This is a genomic window from Psychrobacter sp. 1Y11, assembly GCF_052259045.1.
In the GTDB taxonomy this organism is placed as follows: domain Bacteria; phylum Pseudomonadota; class Gammaproteobacteria; order Pseudomonadales; family Moraxellaceae; genus Psychrobacter.
This window is the reverse complement of sequence record NZ_JBQQER010000010.1, coordinates 1-23400: the sequence shown is the minus strand read 5'-3', so window position 1 is coordinate 23400 and position 23400 is coordinate 1. Positions and strand designations below refer to the sequence as shown.

General features: G+C 45.7%; 23 protein-coding genes. 10 read left to right on the top strand and 13 right to left on the bottom strand.

The features are described from left to right. Positions 1-40 precede the first annotated feature (40 nt). The 10 genes from hisF (at position 41) to ACTXGJ_RS09610 (ending at position 9663) form a co-directional block, all read left to right on the top strand. The gene (gene hisF, locus ACTXGJ_RS09655; protein ID WP_439240605.1) at positions 41-823 is read left to right on the top strand and encodes an imidazole glycerol phosphate synthase subunit HisF; all 783 of its coding nucleotides are present in this window, start codon (positions 41-43) and stop codon (positions 821-823) included. Between the two features lie 140 nt (positions 824-963). Next, complete coding sequence (gene ribH / locus ACTXGJ_RS09650) at positions 964-1485, top strand: 6,7-dimethyl-8-ribityllumazine synthase (protein WP_439240607.1); 522 nt, start codon at positions 964-966, stop codon at positions 1483-1485. A 185-nt stretch (positions 1486-1670) separates the two neighbouring features. Next, positions 1671-2531, top strand: coding sequence for a transcription antitermination factor NusB (gene nusB, locus ACTXGJ_RS09645; protein ID WP_439240609.1), 861 nt, complete (start codon positions 1671-1673; stop codon positions 2529-2531). Between the two features lie 2 nt (positions 2532-2533). Continuing rightward, positions 2534-3544, top strand: coding sequence for a thiamine-phosphate kinase (thiL, locus tag ACTXGJ_RS09640; RefSeq protein ID WP_443565795.1), 1011 nt, complete (start codon positions 2534-2536; stop codon positions 3542-3544). Positions 3545-3547: 3 nt separating this feature from the next. Next, entirely contained in the window at positions 3548-4141 is a 594-nt protein-coding gene (locus ACTXGJ_RS09635; protein WP_443565794.1) for a phosphatidylglycerophosphatase A family protein, read from the top strand. Positions 4142-4258: 117 nt separating this feature from the next. After that, positions 4259-5623: a bifunctional UDP-N-acetylglucosamine diphosphorylase/glucosamine-1-phosphate N-acetyltransferase GlmU gene (gene glmU, locus ACTXGJ_RS09630; protein WP_443565793.1), complete on the top strand. Its 1365-nt coding sequence runs from the start codon at positions 4259-4261 to the stop codon at positions 5621-5623. 171 nt (positions 5624-5794) lie between these two features. Further along, positions 5795-7672, top strand: coding sequence for a glutamine--fructose-6-phosphate transaminase (isomerizing) (gene glmS / locus ACTXGJ_RS09625; protein ID WP_439240618.1), 1878 nt, complete (start codon positions 5795-5797; stop codon positions 7670-7672). Positions 7673-7816: 144 nt separating this feature from the next. Then, positions 7817-8359, top strand: a complete 543-nt coding sequence (locus ACTXGJ_RS09620; protein ID WP_439240620.1) for a PaaI family thioesterase — start codon at positions 7817-7819, stop codon at positions 8357-8359. A gap of 46 nt (positions 8360-8405) precedes the next feature. Further along, positions 8406-9173, top strand: coding sequence for a tRNA pseudouridine(65) synthase TruC (gene truC, locus ACTXGJ_RS09615; protein ID WP_443565838.1), 768 nt, complete (start codon positions 8406-8408; stop codon positions 9171-9173). 157 nt (positions 9174-9330) lie between these two features. Next, entirely contained in the window at positions 9331-9663 is a 333-nt protein-coding gene (locus tag ACTXGJ_RS09610; RefSeq protein WP_439240623.1) for a YnfA family protein, read from the top strand. Between the two features lie 132 nt (positions 9664-9795). Here ACTXGJ_RS09610 and ACTXGJ_RS09605 read toward each other — a convergent pair whose 3' ends face one another. The 13 genes from ACTXGJ_RS09605 to ACTXGJ_RS09545 form a co-directional block, all read right to left on the bottom strand. Next, the gene (locus ACTXGJ_RS09605; RefSeq protein ID WP_443565790.1) at positions 9796-10629 is read right to left on the bottom strand and encodes a sulfite exporter TauE/SafE family protein; all 834 of its coding nucleotides are present in this window, start codon (positions 10627-10629) and stop codon (positions 9796-9798) included. Between the two features lie 148 nt (positions 10630-10777). Further along, complete coding sequence (locus ACTXGJ_RS09600; RefSeq protein WP_443565836.1) at positions 10778-11290, bottom strand: flavin reductase; 513 nt, start codon at positions 11288-11290, stop codon at positions 10778-10780. Positions 11291-11395: 105 nt separating this feature from the next. After that, a complete protein-coding gene (locus ACTXGJ_RS09595; RefSeq protein ID WP_443565789.1) occupies positions 11396-12424 on the bottom strand; it encodes a methionine synthase in 1029 nt (342 codons plus the stop codon). A gap of 36 nt (positions 12425-12460) precedes the next feature. Continuing rightward, positions 12461-13468, bottom strand: coding sequence for a DUF1852 domain-containing protein (locus ACTXGJ_RS09590; protein WP_443565788.1), 1008 nt, complete (start codon positions 13466-13468; stop codon positions 12461-12463). A 333-nt stretch (positions 13469-13801) separates the two neighbouring features. Further along, positions 13802-14413 (bottom strand): nitroreductase family protein, encoded by a 612-nt coding sequence (locus ACTXGJ_RS09585; RefSeq protein ID WP_439240631.1) that lies wholly within the window; start codon positions 14411-14413, stop codon positions 13802-13804. Positions 14414-14580: 167 nt separating this feature from the next. After that, positions 14581-15519: a pirin family protein gene (locus tag ACTXGJ_RS09580; protein ID WP_439240633.1), complete on the bottom strand. Its 939-nt coding sequence runs from the start codon at positions 15517-15519 to the stop codon at positions 14581-14583. Between the two features lie 170 nt (positions 15520-15689). After that, positions 15690-16397 carry a pirin family protein gene (locus ACTXGJ_RS09575; RefSeq protein WP_439240635.1) on the bottom strand — a complete coding sequence of 236 codons (708 nt, stop codon included), beginning with the start codon at positions 16395-16397 and terminating at the stop codon, positions 15690-15692. Positions 16398-16594: 197 nt separating this feature from the next. Then, positions 16595-16981 (bottom strand): DoxX family protein, encoded by a 387-nt coding sequence (locus ACTXGJ_RS09570; RefSeq protein WP_439240637.1) that lies wholly within the window; start codon positions 16979-16981, stop codon positions 16595-16597. A 268-nt stretch (positions 16982-17249) separates the two neighbouring features. Further along, positions 17250-17648, bottom strand: a complete 399-nt coding sequence (locus ACTXGJ_RS09565) for a roadblock/LC7 domain-containing protein (protein WP_443565786.1) — start codon at positions 17646-17648, stop codon at positions 17250-17252. Positions 17649-17662: 14 nt separating this feature from the next. Then, on the bottom strand, positions 17663-18196 hold the full coding sequence (locus tag ACTXGJ_RS09560; protein WP_439240641.1) for a GTP-binding protein: 534 nt from the start codon (positions 18194-18196) through the stop codon (positions 17663-17665). A gap of 3 nt (positions 18197-18199) precedes the next feature. Further along, on the bottom strand, positions 18200-18970 hold the full coding sequence (locus tag ACTXGJ_RS09555; protein ID WP_443565785.1) for a BLUF domain-containing protein: 771 nt from the start codon (positions 18968-18970) through the stop codon (positions 18200-18202). Positions 18971-19238: 268 nt separating this feature from the next. Then, complete coding sequence (locus ACTXGJ_RS09550; protein ID WP_439240645.1) at positions 19239-19598, bottom strand: roadblock/LC7 domain-containing protein; 360 nt, start codon at positions 19596-19598, stop codon at positions 19239-19241. Positions 19599-20313: 715 nt separating this feature from the next. Beyond that, positions 20314-23400, bottom strand: a 3087-nt coding sequence (locus tag ACTXGJ_RS09545) for a YadA-like family protein (RefSeq protein WP_443565783.1), incomplete at its 5' end; no start/stop codon positions are given.

Sequence of the window (23400 nt, the reverse complement as noted above, 5' to 3'; positions counted from 1 at the left end):
CTAGCGTCTTGGATGCATTGATTATAAGGTGAAAGGCCCTATGTTAGCAAAGCGTATCATTCCTTGTTTGGATGTGGATAATGGCCGAGTGGTCAAAGGCGTACAATTCGTCGATATTAAAGATGCCGGCGATCCAGTCGAAGTCGCTAGACGCTATAATGAGCAAGGCGCAGATGAGATTACCTTTTTGGACATTACCGCTACCAGCGATGCGCGTGATACCACTTATCATACGGTGGAGCGTATGGCGGAGAGTGTCTTTGTGCCGCTCACTGTGGGCGGCGGCGTGCGTAAAATTAGCGATATTCGTAATTTGCTTAATGCTGGCGCTGATAAAGTGGCGATCAATTCCGCGGCAGTTTTCACGCCTGAGTTTGTTGGCGAGGCGGCGCAAAAATTCGGTAATCAATGTATCGTTGTCGCCATCGATGCCAAGCGCGTCGCCGACATCGACGTTAACGGTATCAAAATGCCACGTTGGGAGATTTTCACTCATGGTGGTCGTAAGCCTACCGGTATCGATGCCGTTGTCTGGGCGCGCAAAATGGCGGAGCTCGGCGCAGGCGAGCTACTGGTCACCTCGATGGATGGTGATGGCACCAAGCAAGGCTATGACTTAGCGCTAATGAAGCACATTACCGATCAGGTCAATATCCCGGTTATCGCTTCAGGCGGTGTCGGTAATCTACAGCACTTAGTCGACGGCGTACTTGAGGGCGGTGTTGATGCGGTGCTCGCGGCGAGCATCTTTCACTTCGGGGAGTACAGCGTACAAGAAGCCAAGCAGTATATGGCAGCGCAAGGTATTAAAATGCGTTTATAATCGGCGCTTAAGTAAACCCTTAACGCGAAAAAATGCTATCATAGTCAACCACTTATTTTAGCTCATTCTACTTTTAAAAAATTAATAAAAAGCATAGTTAACTTATTCTATAACTTCTACTAAAATCAAAGGATATTTTTATGTCAAATCTACAGCAGCAGCGCAATGATGTGACTCATATCGATGGCAATTTGCATCAGAATGAAGACGCGCGTATCGGTATCGTCGTCGGTCGTTTCAATGGCTTCGTTGTTGAGTCCTTAGTCGATGGCGCGATCGATGCGCTCCTGCGTCATGGTGTATTAGGTAGCAATATCACGGTCGTGCGCGTCCCTGGTGCTTTTGAGCTACCCTTGGTCGCCCAGCGCGCCGCAGAGTCTGATCGTTTTGACGCCATTATTGCCTTAGGCGCGATCATTCGTGGTAGCACTCCGCACTTTGATTTTGTCGCGAGTGAATCTGCTAAAGGCTTAAGCGCTGTCGCGATCGACTATAACATTCCAGTCGCTAATGGCGTACTGACCACCGACAGCATCGAGCAAGCGATTGAGCGTGCAGGTACTAAAGCTGGTAATAAAGGCTCTGAGGCGGCAATGGTGGTGCTAGAGATGTTAGCCGTATTATCACAATTAGATATCGATGACGATAGCGATGATGCTTAGTTTTAGATGACTTAATCTAGCAAAACTAGCTCGTTAACTAAATTATAAATAACGCTATGATAATGGATCATAGCGTTATAGCTCTAAAACTGACTGGCTATCTTGGCTAGTCGACTACTATTTAACATTCTATTGGCTATTTTTTAACTTAGTTAAACTTTTTGTTTAAACCTTAGGTATTTTTCATGACTGACCAACTCAAACGCGCTATCAATGAAGCAAAGACGGCAAAAACTACTATCAATTCTACTGATCACGCGGGTACTAGCAGTGATGAACAAAACTTCGATATGAGTGAGTCGACTTATAAGACTAGCCATACTGCAGTTCGTAAAGCTCGTCGCTTTGCCATGCAAGGCTTATATGAGTGGCTAGTAACTGATCGCCGTTTTGAGACCACAGATAAGCTTGGCTGGAAAGACAACGCTCCGCATGATATCGCCGCGCGCACGCGTGCGACCAATGCTATGCATACCGTGCACATTGGCTACTATCATGAGATGATGCGTGATATCCCAGAGCAGATAGAAGCGTTAGACGCTTTGATTGAGCAACATCTAGATCGCGAAGTCGATAAGCTCGATACCGTAGAACACGCGATTTTACTGATTGGCGCTTATGAACTACAAAACCGTCTTGAGATCCCATATAAAGTGGTGCTTGATGAAGCGATGAAGCTCAATAATCACTTTGGCGCGACTGACGCGCACAAATTGATCAATGCCGTCCTCGATAGACTCGCAATTGAGTTACGCGCGCTTGAAGTTGACGCCGATACTAAGGCCAATAAACGCACTGCGCAGAAAGCTGCCGCTCAGCCGCAAGCCGTGTCGCAAGCGGACACCGATACCGAGTTAGCTGCCAGTCCTACCGATAAACCTACGGCTTCTAATAAGCCGCGGATCAGCGCCAATAAAACGAACGTTAAGCGCGACCGCCCGAATAAAGCCAGTACTGCGACCAAACAAGCTATTAAAAAAGCGGCTGTGCAACCGTCAATCTCTGATAATGACGCAAAAAACACTGAAGCAAATAATAAAGACTAGCCATGAACGAGTTTGAGCTGATCGAGCGTATATTCCGAACTCTGCAAGCTGAGTCGCCTTCTGCTGGTATAGAAAAAGCCATCGGTGATGATGCGGCGGTTATGAGTCTGCCAGCAGGCGCACGCTTGGTCAGTTGTATCGATACCTTAGTACAAGGCCGCCACTTTGGCGCTGATTGGAGCCAAGTCAAGGAGCTTGCCTTTCAGATTGGCTATAAAGCCGTCGCGGTCAATGTCTCAGATATCGCCGCGATGGGCGCGACGCCGCATAGTATTTTACTAGCGTTAGCACTACCTGAACGCTTAGCAAACGAGCCATGGCTGAGCGACTTTGCTAAAGGTTTGTTTCATGCCTGCCAACAGTTTGGCGTCACCTTAATCGGCGGCGATACCACGCGTAGTGATACTTTAGTATTAAGCGTAAGCGCGCAAGGCCTATTGGCGGCCGATACGAAAGCTATCTACCGCTCTGGTGCACAAGTCGGTGACAAGGTTTATGTCTCAGGGACGCTTGGTGACGCCGCTTACGCCTTAAAGCACACGAATAATGAGACGGGTCAACAGCTAGCGCATCGATTGCACATGCCGACACCACGCATCCAACTTGGAGCCGCCTTGACAAAAACTGGTGCCAATTCGATGATAGATATCTCAGACGGTCTTTATCAGGATCTAGCGCATATCTGTCAGCAAAGCGGTGTCACCATGCGTATCGATATAGAAAAGCTGCCAACTAGCGAGCCTTTATTACAGGCGGATGAAGCTGAGCGCTTATTATGCCAGTTGGCAGGCGGCGATGATTACGAATTGGCGTTCACGATGCCCGCTGATATCGCACCGCCTTTTGAGCATACAACCAATACACCAGTGACCTGTATCGGCGAAGTAGCCGCGACTGATTCGGCGCGACCACAGCCGCAGTTATTTTATAATGGACTAGCCGTCACCGCAGCTCATCCTGCCCCTTTTTCTTCGCTGCCCTCATTTACGGGTTATCAACATTTTATAGGTTAGCCCATGACTGATGATTCTTCTAATCCCCACCATCATAAGCCTGACATTAGCAAGGCCAATGACTGCCCGCCTCTGCCTGCTAATGCCAGTCTGCTCGATACTATCGTCTACTGGCTCGGTTTAGGTTTAGGCAGTGGGCTGCCGCGCCGGGCGCCGGGCACTTGGGGCACCGTTGGTGGGCTGATTGTCGCTATTCCTTTATTGAGCTTAGGGTTTACCACTTTTCTGATAGTTACTATTTTATCCTGTGTGATTGGAGTTTGGATCTGTGATCGCAGCTCTAAGTTGATGGGCGTCCATGACGATCCGCATATCGTTTGGGATGAGTGGGCAGGTATTTGGATTACCTTACTGCCCTTCTCTTATTTAGGCGTCAGTACCACCAGCTTTTGGTCAGATATTAGCCAACCTATCGCTATCTTTGCGCTCATTATCGCCTTCATCTTGTTTCGCTTCTTTGATATTATCAAGCCGCCGCCGATTGGCTGGGCGGATAAAAAAGTCGCTGGCGGCTTAGGCATCATCCTCGATGATATTATCGCCGGTATCATGGCTGCCGTGGTCTGGCTGATTATCATGGCTGGGGTGCTGCTATAGTTTCAATGAGATGCCTCCTGCAAAATTTGAAGCCAAACCCATACAAAGCTTATGTGATTTTTATTCAGCTTTAAGCTATAATCTAAAAATACATTTTGTTACAACTGTAGAGTAATTATGACATCTTCTCTTTCTGTGATTATCCTCGCTGCCGGCAAAGGCACACGTATGCAGTCGGCTAAGCCCAAAGTGCTGCAGACCCTAGCCGGCAAGCCCTTACTTAGCCACGTACTAGATACTTGTCATCATTTGACAGTTGACGAGACTATCGTGGTTTATGGCTTTGGCGGTGAGCAAGTTAAGGAAGCGATGAGCACTTATAACTTGGCTTGGGTAGAGCAGACTGAGCAGTTAGGGACTGGTCACGCGGTAAAAGTCGCTTTGGATAAATTACCACAAACAGGCCAGAGCCTGATTCTTTATGGTGATGTACCGCTAGTCAGCCGTCAGACGCTATCAGCACTACAATCCGCTAATACCGATGGCATGTCGATGCTCACGTTGAGAGTGAATAATCCGTTTGGACTTGGCCGGATCAAGCGCGATGATGCCGGTAACATCGAAGCTATCGTCGAGCAAAAAGACGCCAGCGACGCAGAGCAACAGATCACTGAGATCAATAGCGGTATCTATTGCGTCGATAATGCCCTACTACATAAATATCTGCCTAAGCTGTCGAATGATAACGCGCAAGCAGAGTACTATCTCACTGATATTGTCAAAATGGCAGTCGCTGATGGCATCGCTATTGCCGCTATCGAGCCTGAACATGCGTTTGAGATTGAGGGCGTCAATAACCGTCAACAATTAGCTAGTTTAGAGCGCTCTTGGCAGAATAAATTAGTCCATGACCTGCAAGTGGCTGGCGTACAGTTTGCCGATCCTACCCGCGTCGATATTCGCGGTAGTTTAACGGCGGGGCAAGATGTGTTTGTCGATGTCAATGTGGTATTCGAAGGCGACTGCGTGTTAGGTGATAACGTCTACATCGAAGCCGGCAATGTGATTAAAAACTCGCAAATCGGTAATGCTTGCTATATCAAGCCAAACTGCGTCATCGATCAAGCAAAAGTCGGTGCAGGCGTGGATATCGGTCCCTTTGCGCATCTACGTCCTAATACGGTGCTCTCTGACCATAGCAAAATCGGTAATTTCGTTGAGATTAAGAAGTCCGTCGTCGGTCAAGGCAGTAAGGTAAACCACCTAAGCTATATCGGTGATACCACTATCGGTACGGATGTCAATGTCGGCGCAGGGACGATCACTTGTAATTATGATGGCGTCAATAAGTCGCAGACTATTATTGAGGACAACGCCTTTATCGGTTCTAACTCAAGTTTAGTCGCGCCAGTGACTATCGGTCATACTTCGACAGTAGCAGCCGGTTCAGTCATCACTAAAGATGTCGATGCTAATGCGCTAGCACTGGGCCGAGGACGCCAAGTACAAAAAGACAATTTCCAACGTCCGACCAAAAAGTAGCAGTAGCTAAATAGTCGGCCTGCAACACGATACCGGCCAAAAATAAGCAGCGCGACAACACTTGTGGTGCTGCTTACTGCTATATGGTTTTAAAGAAATTTACCAGAATAGCTATCGAAATATCAAAGTATTGTCACTTTAAAATGAAAACATCGAATTTAAGGAATCACTATGTGCGGAATCGTAGGCGCGGTCGCTGAGCGTAATATCGCTAATATCTTACTAGAAGGGCTTAAACGCTTAGAATATAGAGGCTATGATTCTGCCGGTCTAACGGTGATTCGTAATAACGAACTACATCGTGAGCGCCAAGTGGGCAAAGTGCAAGAATTGGTCAATGCCGTGGCAGTCAATCCGCAGTTCTTTGATGGTCATATCGGTATTGCACACACGCGCTGGGCAACGCATGGCGAGCCGGCACAGCGCAATGCTCATCCACATATTTCGGGTAAAATAGCTGTCGTTCATAACGGCATCGTTGAGAACTACGCCGAGCTTAAAGAAGATCTCATTGCTAAAGGCTATGAGTTTACCTCACAGACTGATACTGAGGTGGTGGCTCATCTTATCAATGATTTATATAGCCAAAACGAGGACTTACTAGCAGCGGTTCGCGCCGTCATTCCTATGCTGCACGGCGCGTTTGCTTTAGGTATCGTTCATGTCGATTGCCCAGAGGAGCTTGTCGCGGTACGCCTCGGCTCGCCATTGGTCATTGGTGTCGGTATCGGTGAGAATTTTATTGCCTCTGATCAGTTGGCACTATTACCTGTCACCAATCGCTTTATGTACCTAGAAGAAGGCGATATCGCTAGCATTACGCGTGATAAGGTTACCGTTTATGCCGATGGCGCAGAGGTCAATCGTCAGATCAATGAGATTGACGCCCAGCAGCACAATGCCGATAAAGGCGAGTTCAAGCACTATATGCTCAAAGAGATCTATGAGCAGCCCGATGCCGTATCACGCACTTTAGAGATGGCGCTAGAGAGCAGTGTCACAAGCGAGCATACAAACCATGAAGCTCAAAATAGCTACCAATTAAAATCAGACTTTCTGCAGCGTCACGAGTCCAAGCTTGCCGATATCCGCCACATTCAAGTCATCGCTTGCGGTACGAGTTATCACGCGGGTATGGTGGCCAAATATTGGTTTGAGAACTTAACGCGCCTGCCTTGCTCGGTCGAAGTGGCGAGCGAGTTTCGTTACCGCAATCCGGTCGTCGTTGATCACTCTTTAGTGATTTGCATCTCACAATCGGGTGAGACAGCAGACACACTATCGGCACTGCGCGATACGCAAAAGCAAGCGCCTACCGGTCTTGTCAGCTTAGCTTTATGTAATGTACCGACCTCGTCGCTCGTGCGTGAGACTGATATTTATCTGCCTACGCATGCAGGCCCTGAGATTGGCGTCGCCTCGACTAAGGCATTTACCACCCAATTGGTGGCGTTGATGCTACTGGTGCTCAAGATTGGCGTTATCCAATCGCGTTTAGACGATGAGCGCTTAACGACTCTACTCGGCGCGCTACACAAGCTGCCTAGTCAGCTGTACGCTAGCCTCCATCTTGATGAAGATATCAAAGCGATGAGTACGAACTTCGAAGATAGAAAAAGCTGCCTATTTTTAGGCCGCGGTCTCCAGTTCCCGATTGCGCTTGAAGGTGCACTCAAGCTCAAAGAAATCTCCTACATTCACGCGGAAGGTTATGCTGCAGGCGAGCTAAAACATGGGCCATTAGCGCTAGTGGATAAGGACATGCCTATCGTTGTGCTCGCGCCAAAAGATAGTATGTTCGATAAGCTTAAAGCCAACATGCAAGAAGTGCACGCGCGTCACGGCGAGCTGTTTGTCTTTGCTGGCGAATCAAGCAAGATGGTAGCGGAAGATCGTCTGCATGTGGTCTATGTTCCCGATGTTTGCGAGGATCTTGCGCCTATCGTCTATAGCGTGCCTGTACAATTATTGTCCTATCATGTGGCAGTAATGCGCGGAACCGACGTCGATCAGCCAAGAAACTTGGCAAAATCAGTGACGGTCGAATAGTTCAAATCATAAAAACCGAGCGTAAAAAAGCCTCGCTACTGTCTTAATAGTAGCGAGGCTTTTTAATATATAGTATATGAGCAAGTTTTTAAGATCATAATAACCACTCATTTAAATATAAACATGATAAAAAAGGATAGTAAAATGGATGATGTAAAAATAGACGCTACCGATGTGACAGCCACTTGGGAAGCTGACGAGTTGCAAGTACGGGCTACGTTAGGTTCTGCAGGAGTAATAACACCTAATAAAATGGTCAGTATCAATGGTAAAGCATTTTTTGATGGTATGTTTGCTGGTCACTTCCCTTCACCACCAATAGGAGAGACGCTTGATTTTATTCCCATCCATATAGCAGATGGTAGTGCCATTTTTCAAGGTCGACCCGGTCAACAACATTACAATCCATTAGGCAGCGTACATGGCGGTTGGTTTTGTACTATTCTTGACTCTGCTGTTGCCTGCGCTATTCACTCAACCCTACCTGCTGGCAAAGGCTATACCACACTTGAGATCAAGGTAAATATGATTCGTGCCTTAACTAAAAATATCCCATTAGTACGTGCCGAAGCCAATACTATCCATGTCGGTCGGCAGACAGCGACTGCTGAAGGTCGCATCGTAGGGCCTGATGGCAAACTCTATGCTCATGCCACAACCACTTGTTTAGTATTTGATATGAAGTAGGCAAACTATTATGGCGACCTCTGCTAAGATTAAAAGCACTGAAAGCATGAATATAGAAAATGACACCACCGACCAAATAAAGATCATCTATGAAGATGAGTTTCTAGTAGCGATAAATAAAGAAGCGGGTCTACTCGTGCATCGCAGTTGGCTGGATAAAGGCGAGACACGCTTTGCTATGCAGCTCACTCGTGATGCGGTAGGGTGCCACGTGTTTCCCGTACATAGATTAGATAAGCCAACATCAGGCGTCTTATTATTTGCCAAAAGCTCTGAGGTGGCGCGTAGTCTTAGCGAAGCCTTTACTGCACATCAAGTTACCAAGCAATATTTAGCCGTAGTGCGCGGCTATCTACCAGAAAGTGGTACGGTCGATTATGCACTGAGCTTTAAGCCTGACGCCATCGCCGATAAGTTTGCCAACTTGGACAAACCCACGCAAGAGGCCGTCACCCATTGGCAATCTTTGGCTCAGATTGAGCTGCCCTTTGCGGTGTCAAAAAAGCATGATACAACGCGCTATAGTCTCGTGCGCTTAATCCCAGAGACGGGACGTAAGCATCAGCTGCGTCGGCATATGAGACATATCTTTCATCATATCGTAGGTGATACCAGCCACGGCGACGGACGGCATAATCGATTTTTTCGGAGTCAATATGGTTGCGCGCGTATGCTACTGCATGCGCAGACGTTAGCGCTTAGCCATCCTGTTACGGGTGAGCCGTTACTCTTAAAAGCAGGATTGGATGAGCAATGGATGAACGTTTTGGAGGAGTTTTCTTGGGTTGAGAGTGCTGAGGATTCAAGTCCCTAGTAAGGAATTGAAAATTAGGATACAGGCTACTGATAACAATAGCCTATATTATTTATAGCAGCTCAGTGTACATAGCAGTGTATTTTTTGAGGATGTTTTTTACATTGAGATGATAAACTCTAGCGCTACATTATGAATGACTAAAGGGGTAAGTTTTTTGTCTGAATTAAAAACCGTTGGGCTTTTTGTCATTACTGCATTAGCAGAGATTGTAGGTTGCTATTTGCCATACTTATGGCTGAGAGAGGGTAAGTCAATATGGCTGCTTGTCCCAAGCGCGCTTAGTTTGGCCGCCTTCGTTTGGCTGCTGACTTTACATCCAACCGCCGTTGGCAGAGTTTATGCCGCCTACGGTGGCGTATATGTAACGATGGCAATTCTATGGTTATGGGCTGTCGATGATATTCGACCAACGACATGGGACCTATTAGGTACATCAGTGGCACTTTTAGGCATGGCTATTATTATGTTTGCACCGCGCAATACATAGGCTATAACTCAACAGAACCACCTAATTAAGGGCATTAATCAATCAATAGACCATTCAAAATAGAACGCTTACTGGAACCCGTTTTACGAGACCTTAAGGCAATGAGCTTCATCAATGACGCCTAAGCTACCCCTAAACCAAACCCTTATAAAGAAAATAAATCCCCACTACAAATAATAATACCGAAAAACACTTTTTTAAAATCTCTGGCGATAAGATATGCGCCACCTTTGCGCCAAGCTTAGCGGTAAAAAAGCTCATGCTCGCAATACCCAAGAACGCATAAATATGCACAAAGCCAACAGTATTAGGCACATCAACTTGCTGCTGCATCCCAAAGAACATAAACCCTAACGCGCCAGCTATGGCAATCGGCAGGCCACACGCTGCTGAGGTGCCCACCGCTTTTTGCATGACGACATTATAGCGAGTGAGATAAGGCACGGTTAAGCTGCCACCACCAATACCAAAGATGGCAGACGCGATACCGATAACGCCGCCTGCCGCGAGTTGCTTAGGTTTTGACGGTAACTCAGTCTGAGCATATTCAAGTCCATCAATATTATCAGTCTGACTAGCGACTTTCTTTTTGACACCGAAAAACATCTTATAGGCGACCCACAGCAAAAACACCCCAACGATAAGCTGAAGATATAGCCCAGATATCTGCCCTGCTATCCCAGCGCCAAAAAAACAACCCAAGGCTAAACCGGGTGCTAGGTTTTTAAAGACCGGCCACATGACGCCGCCCTTTTTATTGTGTGCCATTAAGGAGCTGATCGAGGTGACGATGATAGTCGCCAGCGATGTACCTAGCGCGAGATGCATGATGTTGTCAGGGCTATAGCCCATTTGGGTAAAGACGATAAATAACAGCGGTACGATAATGGTGCCACCGCCCACGCCAAACAGTCCGGCTGCGAATCCTGCTAGCGCGCCTATAATTAAAAAAATGAGTAGTTCCACGGGATAGCATCTTCTTAGTTGAATGGTGATTAATGGAGTAATTATTAGGGGCCAGTCAGAGTCATCGTATACGCAAATGCTATTTCAAAAATATTTCGTGCGCAGCTATAAGCTAAGAGACAAAAAGAGTTTGGAAGACCTTCATACTTTAGACGGGTTCTACTTGACCGACGTAATGATAAGCGCGGTTAAAATATACCAAACTCTCATCTTGCCCACTTTGCGATTCTGGAGGTTTAATGGCGACCAATCGGCATATAAGCACACTATGCGTCCCTACTTCTTGAATGTGCTCAATCTCACAATCAAAGCTGACCAGCGCATCTTCTAAAATAGGCGCGCCTGTCGCAAGCTTAGTCCAAGACCCCTGCTCGAATCGCTGATCTGAACACAATTTAGAAGCAAAGGCGTTGGATATGTGTTCATGCTGGGCGCTGAGTACATTGACGCTCAAGACTTTATTATCTACAAAATGCCCGTGTGAGCGCGCCGCCTGATTCATGCAGACCAGCAGTGTCGGCGGGGTATCGGTGACGCTACATACCGCAGAAGCGGTAAACCCATGAGTTCCAGATGGGCCGTTTGTGGTAATCACATTGACCGCCGTGGGTAATAACGCCATGGCATCTCTAAAATCAGTGGCTTCAATCCTATCTTTCATCATTGCTGCAATTCCAAATTTTAAGTTGATAAGCATATTTGTATTAGTATGCTTATAACTGAGGCCACGCGCACGCTTAAACAAGCTCGTAATTGTTAAGTTTTGCTAAACGCTCAGCTCTTGCCGCACGATTGCCGCGCCTGCGCTCAGCGCTGCTAGCTTGCCGCGCGCCACCTCACGAGACAATGGCGCCATGCCGCAGTTGGTCGACGGATAGAGCTTATCAGCATCGACGAATTGTAGCGCTTTACGTAAGGTATCCGCGACTTGTTCCGGAGTTTCAATCTCGTTGGTGGCAACATCGATAGCACCGACCATCACTTTTTTACCACGAATAAGCTCAATCAGCTCCATCGGCACGTGCGAGTTTTGACACTCAAGCGAGACGATATCGATATTAGAGTGTTGCAGCTTTGGAAAGGCTTGCTCGTATTGACGCCACTCTGAACCCAGTGTCTTCTTCCAGTCATTATTGGCTTTGATACCATAGCCGTAGCAGATATGCACCGCCGTCTCGCACTTTAAGCCTTCGATAGCGCGCTCTAATGTGGCGATACCCCAGTCATTAACATCATCAAAGAACACGTTAAACGCCGGCTCATCGAACTGGATAATATCCACGCCCGCCGCTTCTAATTCGCGCGCCTCGGCGTTAAGGATTTTGGCAAACTCCCATGCGAGCTTTTCACGGCTTTTATAATGGCTATCATACAGCGTATCGATCATGGTCATGGGACCAGGTAGCGCCCATTTGATTGGCTTATCAGTTTGTGCCCGCAAAAACTTGGCGTCATCAACGAAAACGGCTTTGGGCCGGCTCACCGCATCCACCACTGTCGGCACACTGGCTTCATAGCGGTCACGAATTTTGACGGTTTTACGATTCTCAAAATCCACGCCATCGAGATGCTCAATAAAGGTGGTGACAAAATGCTGACGGGTCTGCTCGCCATCACTAACGATATCGATGCCAGCGTGTCTTTGCTCCTGCAACGTCAGACGTAGTGCATCCTGTTTGGCCTCGACTAATTGCTCGCCTTCTAGCGCCCAAGGCGACCAAATCTTCTCAGGTTCGGCCAGCCAAGAGGGTTTTGGCAAGCTGCCTGCGGTTGAGGTGGGTAATAATAATGTCATAATATTCACTGTCTCTATTTTTTGTTATTTAAATCATTAAGCCGCGCGTTTTTTCACGCTATCATTGTCTAGCACAAAGCTTGCTGCCCACTCATCAAGGATAGTTTGATACGGTTTGATAAAGTCATCTTGGGTAAACTTGCCTTGCTTCACCGCCATTTGACTGCGCTCCTCGCGATCATAGACAATCTGCGTTAGCGAGTAATCTTGGTACTTTAAGCTTGGCTGATATACCTGAGCTGCTGTCGAGTTGGCATTATAAATCTCCGGGCGATAGATCTTCTGAAAGGTCTCCATCGTGCTAATGGCGCTAATCAGCTCAAGATCACTGTAGTCGCTGAGCAAATCGCCGGCGAAATAAAACGCCAATGGCGCAACGCTGCCCGCTGGCATAAAGTAGCGCACGGTCAGACCCATCTTATGAAAATAGTCATCGGTGAGCGAATACTCGTCCTGCTTGTATTCCACACCTAATACCGGATGCTGATTGCCTGTGCGCTGATAGGTCTTGGTGCTCGACACACTCAAGCAAATCACCGGCTGCTTATCAAACTGCTCGAGGTACACCTCTGAGCGCAGTAAATGCTGAAATAGCTTGCCATGCAGCACGCCAAACTCTGCTGGCGGCGGCAATGTTGGGTGGCTATCAAAATGCTCTGGTAACACAATACTAAAATCATAATCGCGCACATAAGAGGAAAAGCTATTACCGATCATCCCATCGATACGCTCATTAGTCTTATGATCGACAATAGTGGTTTTTAAGGTTTCAATAACGGGGAAAGTGTCGCCATTGCCCTCAACATCCAAATCAGCGGAGATGATATCGACCTCTACCGAGTAACGATCGGCGGTTGGGTTATCCCAATGCGCTAGATCATTAAAGCGATTGTTTATCATAGTTAAGGTCTTGCGCAGATTCTCTTGACGATTCTCACCGCGTGCTAAATTGGCAAAGTTCGTCGTCAGCCGCGTGCTATCTGCTGGCTGATAGTCTTCATCGAAGCGAATGCTGGATATAGAATAGGTAAATGGCTGAGTCATGATTGTCCCCTTTGCTACTCTGATGGGCAGTCTGCCAAAGCATCAGATAAAAGCTAATTTGTGTATGGGATGAATCATACCTAAAGTACAACATGAATAAAAACGATACTATTTTAATATAAGATGAAAAAAATTCAGGTTAATGGTTAAGTTATAATACAGATGAAATAGTAGAGGTTTATATCAAGATTTAGAGAAGCCGTTATTAAGCTAACTTATCTACAAGAATTTATTGTGACAAATAAAATAGCCCTACATAAAAACCCCGCTACTGTAAGCAACAGTAGCAGGGTTTAGATATTGGTAATTTTTAACTATTAAACCATTCTAAAATTACGCACCAAAGACTTTCATACGCTCATCTAAGGGCTTAAACTCTTTGTCGCCTGCTGGCTGCTCAATGCTACCGAACACAAGCTGCGCGTTCAACTCCCAGTCATCATTTAGGTTCCAAGTGCTACCCACTTCCTTATCGATAACGGGATTGTAATGTTGTAAGTTGGCACCAATATCTAGGCTAGCTAGCGCCGTCCAGATTTCATACTGGTGCATTGCACTAGTTTGATGAGCCCAAATAGGGAACTTATCAGCGTATAAAGGAGCTGCCGCTTGCATATCACGGACGACACTATGATCTTCAAAGAACATCACTGTGCCTGCACCTGCTCTAAAACCATCTAGCTTTTGCTTTGTCGAAGCAAATTGCTCATCATCATTGACGATAGTACGTAGCTTGTCTTCAGTGATATCCCACAGCTTTTTGTGATCATCACCAAATAACACCACGACGCGTGTTGATTGAGAATTAAATGCAGAGGGCACATGTAGTACTGCATGTTCAACGAGTTTGACGATCTCATCGTTGGAGACGGGTAACTCGCTACCTAAAGCATAGATAGAACGGCGTTTTTCAACTAGTTTTTTTAGCGTTTGTAAATCTGACATATATTTTCTCCAATAAGAATTTGATTAAAAATAAAATATGGAACTTAATTTAATGAAGGTATTGTAAAGAAGTTTGGACTCAAGCCATATTCTCTTTTTGTAATTGAACTAACCAATACCTTACAATTTAGAAGTTAATTTAACAAATTGTATTTTCTAGCTTTTCTTTAGCCCTTAAAACCTTCTGGTAATTCAGGGGCAGGCAGACGTTTCATATCTGAGTCAACGTTACCAAAGCGCTCATGGCCGTTGTTCCAGTCAATAATAGATTGCTCAATCTCTTCTTTATTGTCCGCGACAAAGTTCCACCAGAGCAGCACTTGATTATTGAGCGGCTCACCACCGATAAACATCACGCGAGTGCCTTTTTTGGCGACTAATTTGATGCTGCTGTTATTCGCGACATCGCTATCGTGGAAGCGAAATAATTGATCTTGCTTACAAACGTTACCTTCAGACTCAATCTCACCTTCTGAGACTAAGATGCCGTACTCAAAACCCGGCTCTAACGTTAGCGTCACTTCACCGTCCTCAAGCCAATAGACATCAATACCGACCATTTTTGAGTACTGAATAGTAGGCGCCTGATGACGATCGCCTGCCGCTGTAGTATAGCTACCAGTCGTCAGGATCATCTCGACATTACCCTCTGTCCAAGTTGGCAGCTCAGGATAATGATGAAAACCGCGCTCGATTTTTTGATCGGTAGGCAGAGCGATCCATAGCTGTACCATGCTCAACGCGCGCGCTGCATCCGGTGAGCCGCCCGTATCGGGAAATACGCTTTGTTCGGTATGGCTAATACCTTGATTCAGACCTGTGCCTGCGGTCATGACGTTGACTTGGTTTTTGGTGATGACTTGCTCATTACCTAAGCTGTCTTTGTGCAGCACCTCACCATTGAGCATCCAGCTGAAGGTTTGCAGATTAGTATGGGGATGACGACCGACTTGCATGCCGCTCTCATCAGGACCGAATTCGGCGGGGCCAGCATGGTCCAAAAAGCACCAAGCACCGATAGGTTTTTTGCCCGTATTAGGTAATAAACGGGCGATAGGAATACCGCCAACGTCTGCTAGTCTTGGTTCTAGGGTTTGAATACTCATCATCCACCTCTTATTATTCGTTGTCGATTATTAAGATAAAATAGCTATAGACGTGATATAGCATATAGCTATTTTAATGACATCAGTTGTGAAGTTATAATCTAAGCTGCCGCATAAGTACGCTGCCCCACGAGGCACCACAACATGGAGCATTACTACACGGGGCACTATTACATGGGCACTTCCATAAGCAGTACGCGAGCGTCTTCATTGGCATCCATCGTAAAGCTCTTAGTATCCCAAATACCGAGCCCATCACGAGTATCTAATGTGTTACCGTTAATGGTCACTTGACCTTCTAGTACTAACACATAGACCCCGTTATTGGTATCTTTTAGCTCATAAGTTTCGGTGACGCCTTTATCGAAGCGACCCATATGAAACCAAGCGTTTTGATGAATCCACACGCCAGCATCATCTGCATTAGGTGACAGCACTTGATTAAATTCGTTGTGCTTTGGCTCTTCGTCTATACGTAGCTGCTGATAGCGTGGCTCAACGCCGCCCTTGTTCGGCATGACCCAAATTTGTAAAAACTTCACAGGCTCATTATTATCAGCATTCATTTCACTGTGCGTGATACCGGTACCCGCTGACATCACTTGGATCTCTCCAGTCTCGATGATACCGTTATTACCGATATCATCACCATGTCCAAGCTTACCCGCTAGCGGGATACTAATAATTTCCATATCGCGATGCGAGTGCTTACCAAAGCCTTGACCGGCGATCACTTGGTCGTCGTTGATGACGCGAAGAGCACCAAAGCCCATACGCTCAGGATTGTGATAGTTAGCGAAGCTAAAGGTGTGACGGCTTTTGAGCCAGCCGTGATCCGCATTACCACGAGAGTCTGCTGCATGATAGATGGTTTTCATAAATTATCCTTATATTTGTGTGGCTTGTTTAAGCTATGGGTCTATTATAATTGTTAACCATAGGCAGATAAACAGCACTAACAACAAATAACTATTCTTATAATAAGAACAATAGATAATTTTTATAAAGACACCGCTGCTAGCACTTACCTGTTTTTCGGTCTATGCTATTTGCTGTCTATAACTAGCTATCTATACTAGTAGTATTTATGATTATCGACCGAGTAAGAGCCTGCTCCGTGCGCAAATAATAATAAAAAACCACCAGCAATAGCGATATTTTTCATAAACATCGTCATCTGTGTCTGATCGCCAAAATCGCTGTGAAATAAGAGCGCGGATATCACATTGAACCCTATAAATAAGATAGCGACAATTCGAGTCTTAAAGCCAATAAGAATAGCAATGCCGCCGAGCAGCTCAAGTATAATGACCAACGGTAGCATCAAGGCTGGTACTCCCATAGACTCCATGTAACCTTGGGTTCCAGCATAGTCAGTGATCTTATTAAATCCCGACACGATAAAAATTAGCGATAAGAACACCCGACCTAACAACATACTAATATCTTGAAATCTTTCCATAATGGCTCTTCCTCTATTTCGATATTGATTTTATACCTTGATTTATAATACACCTTATATAAGCCGCCTAATACCAGAATGTGACGCCCTTATATTTACCCTTTAGATTAGGGTTTGTTATGATTCTTATAATATTTCTATTTACCAAGTATAGCACCTAACTTACAGCACTTAACTTATGCCAGCCAATAAAAAGCGCTGACTGATTATCATATCCAGTCAGCGCTTTTTATTGGCCGTATTATTTGAAGATATCTCTCAAATAACCTTATTCACTTATAGTCGATATCTCACTAGCGAGCCTTTTGGTCTTATATCTTGCTTCAGCTAACGTCATCTTGCTTTGAGCAACCACAGTCAGCACGCACGGCTGACTCAGATAGTCCGTTTTGACAAAGAGCATGTTGCCCGATGTGGCCTCTACAATGGTAATCTCACACTGACCTTGCTGCATCTGACTAGCAGATGAATCGCTGAGCGCCGAAAGCGTACTACTCATCGCTGCAAACTTATCTGCTTGATTGCTCAGCTCGTTGACAGAAAAACAACTAATAGGAAAGCCATCAGTGGTACACAAAGTCACGAGCGCAATCTCTCTATTCGTCTCACAAAGATCTTTGATACAACGTGAGAGTGCCACTTTTGCTTGGGAGTTTTCATTTGCCATAATCGTATCTAACATTACTGTTCATTATTGAGAGTATTAAAAAGTTGCAACAGACCAATAGCTGACTCTCGGCTTCTAGGGTCGGTATTGATGATTGGCGCGACTACATTATGATGCATGAGTACGGCTCTAACCTCTTGTCCTAGTGCCGCTAAGCTTATAGCGTCAGCGTCCTCACAGTGGGTGACCCCTACAATACAAGTGGTCTGGTTTTTCTCTGGAGCAAAAAAAGTAAGCAGCTTGTCCAAATTATTATAATCAGGGATGTCGCCGTACTTAATCAAAATAAGCAGACCCCATAAAGAGCGATTGACAAATTCCCATAAAAAAGAATAACGCTCTTGCCCTGGTACGCCATAAATACCTAATGCCATATCATCGGCTAAGGTGATACGTCCATAGTCGATACCGACGGTCGTATATTCTTTACCTATATCAATACTGGACTTTGCTTCGGTTTCAAGAGGACTTATCTCGCTTAAAGTCTTGACCAACCGAGTTTTGCCAGCACCTACTTCCCCAATTATCGCTAGTTTCTGATAGTCCACTTTTTATCCCATTCCTAAAAATCTTTTAATCGCACCATAAAACCTGCTCGGTTTTTTGGTTGGTGTCTCTTGCCGCTTTGCAGGCTTCGGCGCAGTATTAATCGCAGGCTCGCTCACCGTTAGTATTCCCGTTGACTCAAAATCTTTGATAATGTCAGTGATCTGCTGATAAGTCCCAAACTCCCCACTTGTGACTAAGCTGTCGAAGGGATAAGGGCTTTTGGTCAATTTGACGCACAAACTCATGATAAGCTGAGGCTGATCGGTACGATTGAGATCCGGCCATGCCAGTAGTCTGAGGTGCTTGCCGTCGTAATGGTGAGTCGCTACAGTATTGGTTTTATCTAAAGTGATAAAATCTTGCAGACGTCTTTTTTGCTCATCTGTAAAAGTACTCAGCGTCTGTTGATGATGTTCGATAAATGTCTTAAAAATAGGGCCTTGATCGATAAAATCAAAGACACTGACTCTCCAACTATCAAAGCTACGATTCGTCACTTGTTCGCTGACAAACACCCACAGATCTCTATGCCGAGGGTCAGCCGCTACCTTTGCCATTAGATTATCTATCTCAATAGCAGGCCCTTCTAACACTTGCACGTATTGGCCGTGGCGATAAGATAAAATACCAGTGATTTGCGCGGCCGGATTGCGTTTGCGAGACATCTGCACGATGTTTGACAAACCCGCAGGTAGAGTGATACCGCGCTCGTTAGCAGTCGTTCTACTGACATACGCAATACATTTCATGTTGCCCTCACTTAAATAAGGCATATAAAGTAGCTCGGTCAGTTATGTCGCTAGCTACTGATAGTTAAAGGGTAAGTATTGAGTCATCACTTTTTGAAGTATAAGCAACAAGCAATGACTCAATAACGAGAAGCGTGGTTCTATAGCCCATTCATGATATAACGGTCATCCATCAAAAACGCTACAAGGATAAACTTTTCTGGCGTACTGCTGGTGCGAGGCTGCACAACAATATTAAAAAAGCATCCTAGTAGCGCTGTAACCTGTTTACATCGGATCGGCTATCGCTTATTTATACTTCCAGCTTAGCTTCGATGCCTTGTACTTTACGACGAGCCAGAGCTAGGTTTGATTTGGCTTTATCAAGCACTAAGTACAAAAATAGACCTTCGTGCTGCGCCGCTGGACGAATGATATGAATCTGCGAGCTTAGAGTGATTAAGATATCGTCAATCTCACCTTGAATATCTAGGGATTTCATCGTTGCCATTTTGGCTTTGACCACTTGCGAGTTACCTGCAGCTGCTAGCTCTAAATCAACACCGCCACCAGCCATACCTAGTACCATGCCTGACATGTAGTCGACAATACAGGTACCCATAGCGCCGTCTACTTCCATTAATTCTTTTAAAGATTGATCGATATTTGACATTTTATTTTCCTAATTACTTACGATTTATGAAGCACATATGCTTTATATTTATAATAAAGTGATTTTTTGCGCCGTATTTTGTCTAAAATTACTATTGTGAGCTGCTCATTGTTCGTTAATAATAAGTCTAGACTTTGGTTAATTTTCCTAAACTATCTTGCCTTACCTATTAGGCAATTTACATGGTAGCTTTAGTGCCTGCTATTATAGTAACTAAGTCAACTATTAGCATCCCTATAACTAACCAGTCATCGTTAGATGACTACCGCTTAGAGAAAAACTCAATAATTATTGGCTTTTTATAACCTTTGAGAGGCGTTCTAGTAGCCGAATTAATTATCCAAAACGGCTAAATACGTTTTACTTCTAATCAACTATCGCTCGATAAAATAACTAAATAGTGGTTGGCTAAACCATGAAAAATGCTCGACTAGCGACTCATAAATATCTTGTCGATTAGATAAAGAATGCATTTTAGATTGCTGTAGCCTAAAGCAAAGCCATATGGAAGAAGCAATGGAGGAAAGTACAAGAGACTTTCACTGAAACGAAGGTGTTTGAACGTGCATCTAATAATGAAGCAGTTAATAAGGTAGTTGAAGCTTATTACTCAGGTTTTCTACAAAACGATAGAGGCGATCTATCTCGTAGATCGCCTCTATTACTTTTATTCTTCTGCTAGAGTTGATTCCTTAGCTAATGAATCAATTAACACTTAGTTAATAACGCCACTGACACCAACGCGGACACTTGCACCGCCCTCGGAGTCTGCTGCGACACCACCGGTCAAGCTCCATCTACCACTAACCGCAGTATGACGTAGCGAAGCACCGACTGCGTTTTCGCCTCTATGGAAGCCTGCTCCTACCGCATAAGTGAACTTACCCGGCACGTAAGGCGCTGACTCTAGTGCTAAAGTCGCAGCAATACCGGCTCTAGATTCTTTTTCGACATCATCGATTCTATAGCCCAGCTCATTGAACGCACTGCCAAAGTTACTCTCAACGGCTCTGAGCTGACCGACGTTGACCGCATCTTTAGGCGCTATACCATCTGCAACACCAGTGACCGTTTGACCACCAGCATTAATACCCTGATCGGCAGTAATACTAGGCCCGTTGACAATGGACAAGCCATTATTATTCACTGTCGTGTTGCCTGCGGTGAGGGTGTTCGCCGTGACGCTAGTGACCTTTAGGTTTTGAGAAGTGGCGACTTTAATACTGCCATTATCATCACTTAACACGATATTGTCTCCAGTCACAAAGTTGGCGGTATTGCTACTTTGATTGACGGTCTTGACGTTCTTACCATCGATTTGAGTGACAAGGGACTGCATAGCACTATCGGCTCTGACTAAGCTTGCTTTGGTAATGTCGCTAAGATCAACCGCATAGTTGGTAATGTTATTGTCGTCTTTGAGACCTGCGGTAACCGTCATAGCAGTAGAGCCAGCTGAGGCACTAGCTCCATCAGCATGAATGACATAAGTATCTTGGCCATCAGCACTTAAGGTTTTTACTACTGGTGCTATATTAGTGCCATTAACAAACACTGGTTTGGCACTAGCGACGGCGGTTCGTACATCGTTGATATTTGCCGCGTTGGTGCCGACTATACCGCCACTTGCTACGTTGGTGATCTGAGTGCTGCCAGCATCGATACCACTCGCTGTAACGCTAGGCCCTGTTGACCCATCGTTGCCTGTAAAGCTCAAGCCGTCTTGGTTAATTACCGTGCTATTACCCTTGTTATCACTGGCGCTTAGACCATTAGCGCCATAAGAGGTACTACCCTCGGCATTAGTCACCGTACTGCCTGCGGTAGTAAGCGTGGTGCTATTGCCTTTGCCATCATCAACAGTGACACCGTTAGTGCTAAGCGAAGTGTTACCTGCTTTAACGCTAGTCACATTGAGGTTGTCGGCTGTGGCGACAATGTACTTAGTAGAGCCGTCTTGGTTTTTGTCTTGAGTCACGGTAATATTCTTACCCTGCTCTACTGTAGTTTTTGCTTGGACAGCAGCGGTATTCACTGACTTGATAGCATCGTGGATATTGTCTTTGCCAGTATCTCCTATGTTGGAGGTAGTGATGATGCCGCCGTTATTGACCGTACTGCCGCCCATAACGTTAGTTAGTGCATTGGCCGCATTATACAGCTGACTACCATTGACAACCTCTGTACTACCTGCGGCGATATCACCAGCTGCAACATTGCTAATCTTATTATTACCGTTATCTAGACCGTTATTGGTCAGTCTAACGACTTGATTGCTACCACCCTTGAGCGTAACACCACTATCATTAAGCAAAGTATTGCCAGTAGTCACGCTACCTTTACTCCCTAGATCGAGAGTATCGCTCAGTACTACTTCAACCTTACCTTCGTTTTCTTGAGTGGTGATGTTAGCGTTAGAGCCGATCACCTCTACTGCTTCGCCTAGGTTTTTTTGTACCGTTTTGCCATCAGCAGCTTTGATACCGAAACCTAGGGTAGTGACACTGCCGCTAAGCTGACTTAACTGTTCTTGGGTTGCTGCGACGCCGCCAGTATAAGTAGCGCCAGCATCAAAGGTGGTGTTAGAGAGGTTAGACACTGTGCCAGTGTTACCATTAATTTTGACAGCACTAGCCTTAGTACCCCCTACATTAATGGTGTCAGCTAATTTAAGAGTGATACCATCATTTGATCCAAGCGCGGTGGTGGTTAGGTTAGCGTCAGTATTAAACTTAATCTCTTCGCCTAAAGCGAAGGTCTTTTTAAGTTTGTTGTTGACGTTGAAGTTGATGCCTTTGGCGATATTGGCAGTGTTGCTAATAGTACGACCATCAAGGTTGCCTAATGCCGAGCCTACGTTATTGAAAGCAGGAGCATTCGTTCCACTATTAGTGCCATCATCTAACACATAGCTTGGTGGGGTATAAATGTCGGTGTCCGCATCATAGCTGCCGCCTAATGCAGTAGTGTTACCGACAACGTTTTGGTTGGTGTCAAACAGCTGGCTGCCATTAATGGCATCGGTTGAGCCTGCTTCAACAGCTCCAACGCCTACGCTTGTGAGCTTGTCGCCGCCGACGTCAAGACCGTTAGCGCCGCTGGTGAGAACGGTGTTGTCTCCTGAGGTATCGCCAATAGTGACTTGGGTGAATTCAACTTCGTCTTTGGTGGAGACGGTTAAGGTGGGGACACCTTCTGTGCTATCTACAAGGAAGTTGATGTTTTTGCCTGAGTCAATCGCTACTCGATCTCCCGGCCCGATGTTGGTAGTACCACCATTAAAGGTGGTGCCGCCGTTTTGTCCAACCGTGATACCCCAACCTGCATTGGCGACATCACTGACTGATTTTAGCTGGTCTTCTGTCGCCGCTTGGCCTGAGATGAAGTTACTTGGATCAAAGCTTTGATTGGTTAGACCACTGACAGTGCCTACACTACCGTTGATAGTGATAGGGTTATCCGTTGGTGCACCTACGTTAATAGTGTTGGCAAGTCCTAGGGTAATGCCATCATTTGATCCAAGCGCGGTGGTGGTTAGGTTAGCGTCAGTATTAAACTTAATCTCTTCGCCTAAAGCGAAGGTCTTTTTAAGTTTGTTGTTGACGTTGAAGTTGATGCCTTTACCAATGTCGCCCGTATTCGTTGATACTTGTTTATCAACCGCCCTTAACTGACTAACATTGACCGCATCCGTATCCGCGCCGCCCGCTGCTACATTGGTTAAACGCCGCTCATTACCAGCGCTGCCGACACTGACGACATTGCTACCCGTGGATGTTCCTACTACAGAAGTGGCACCAGT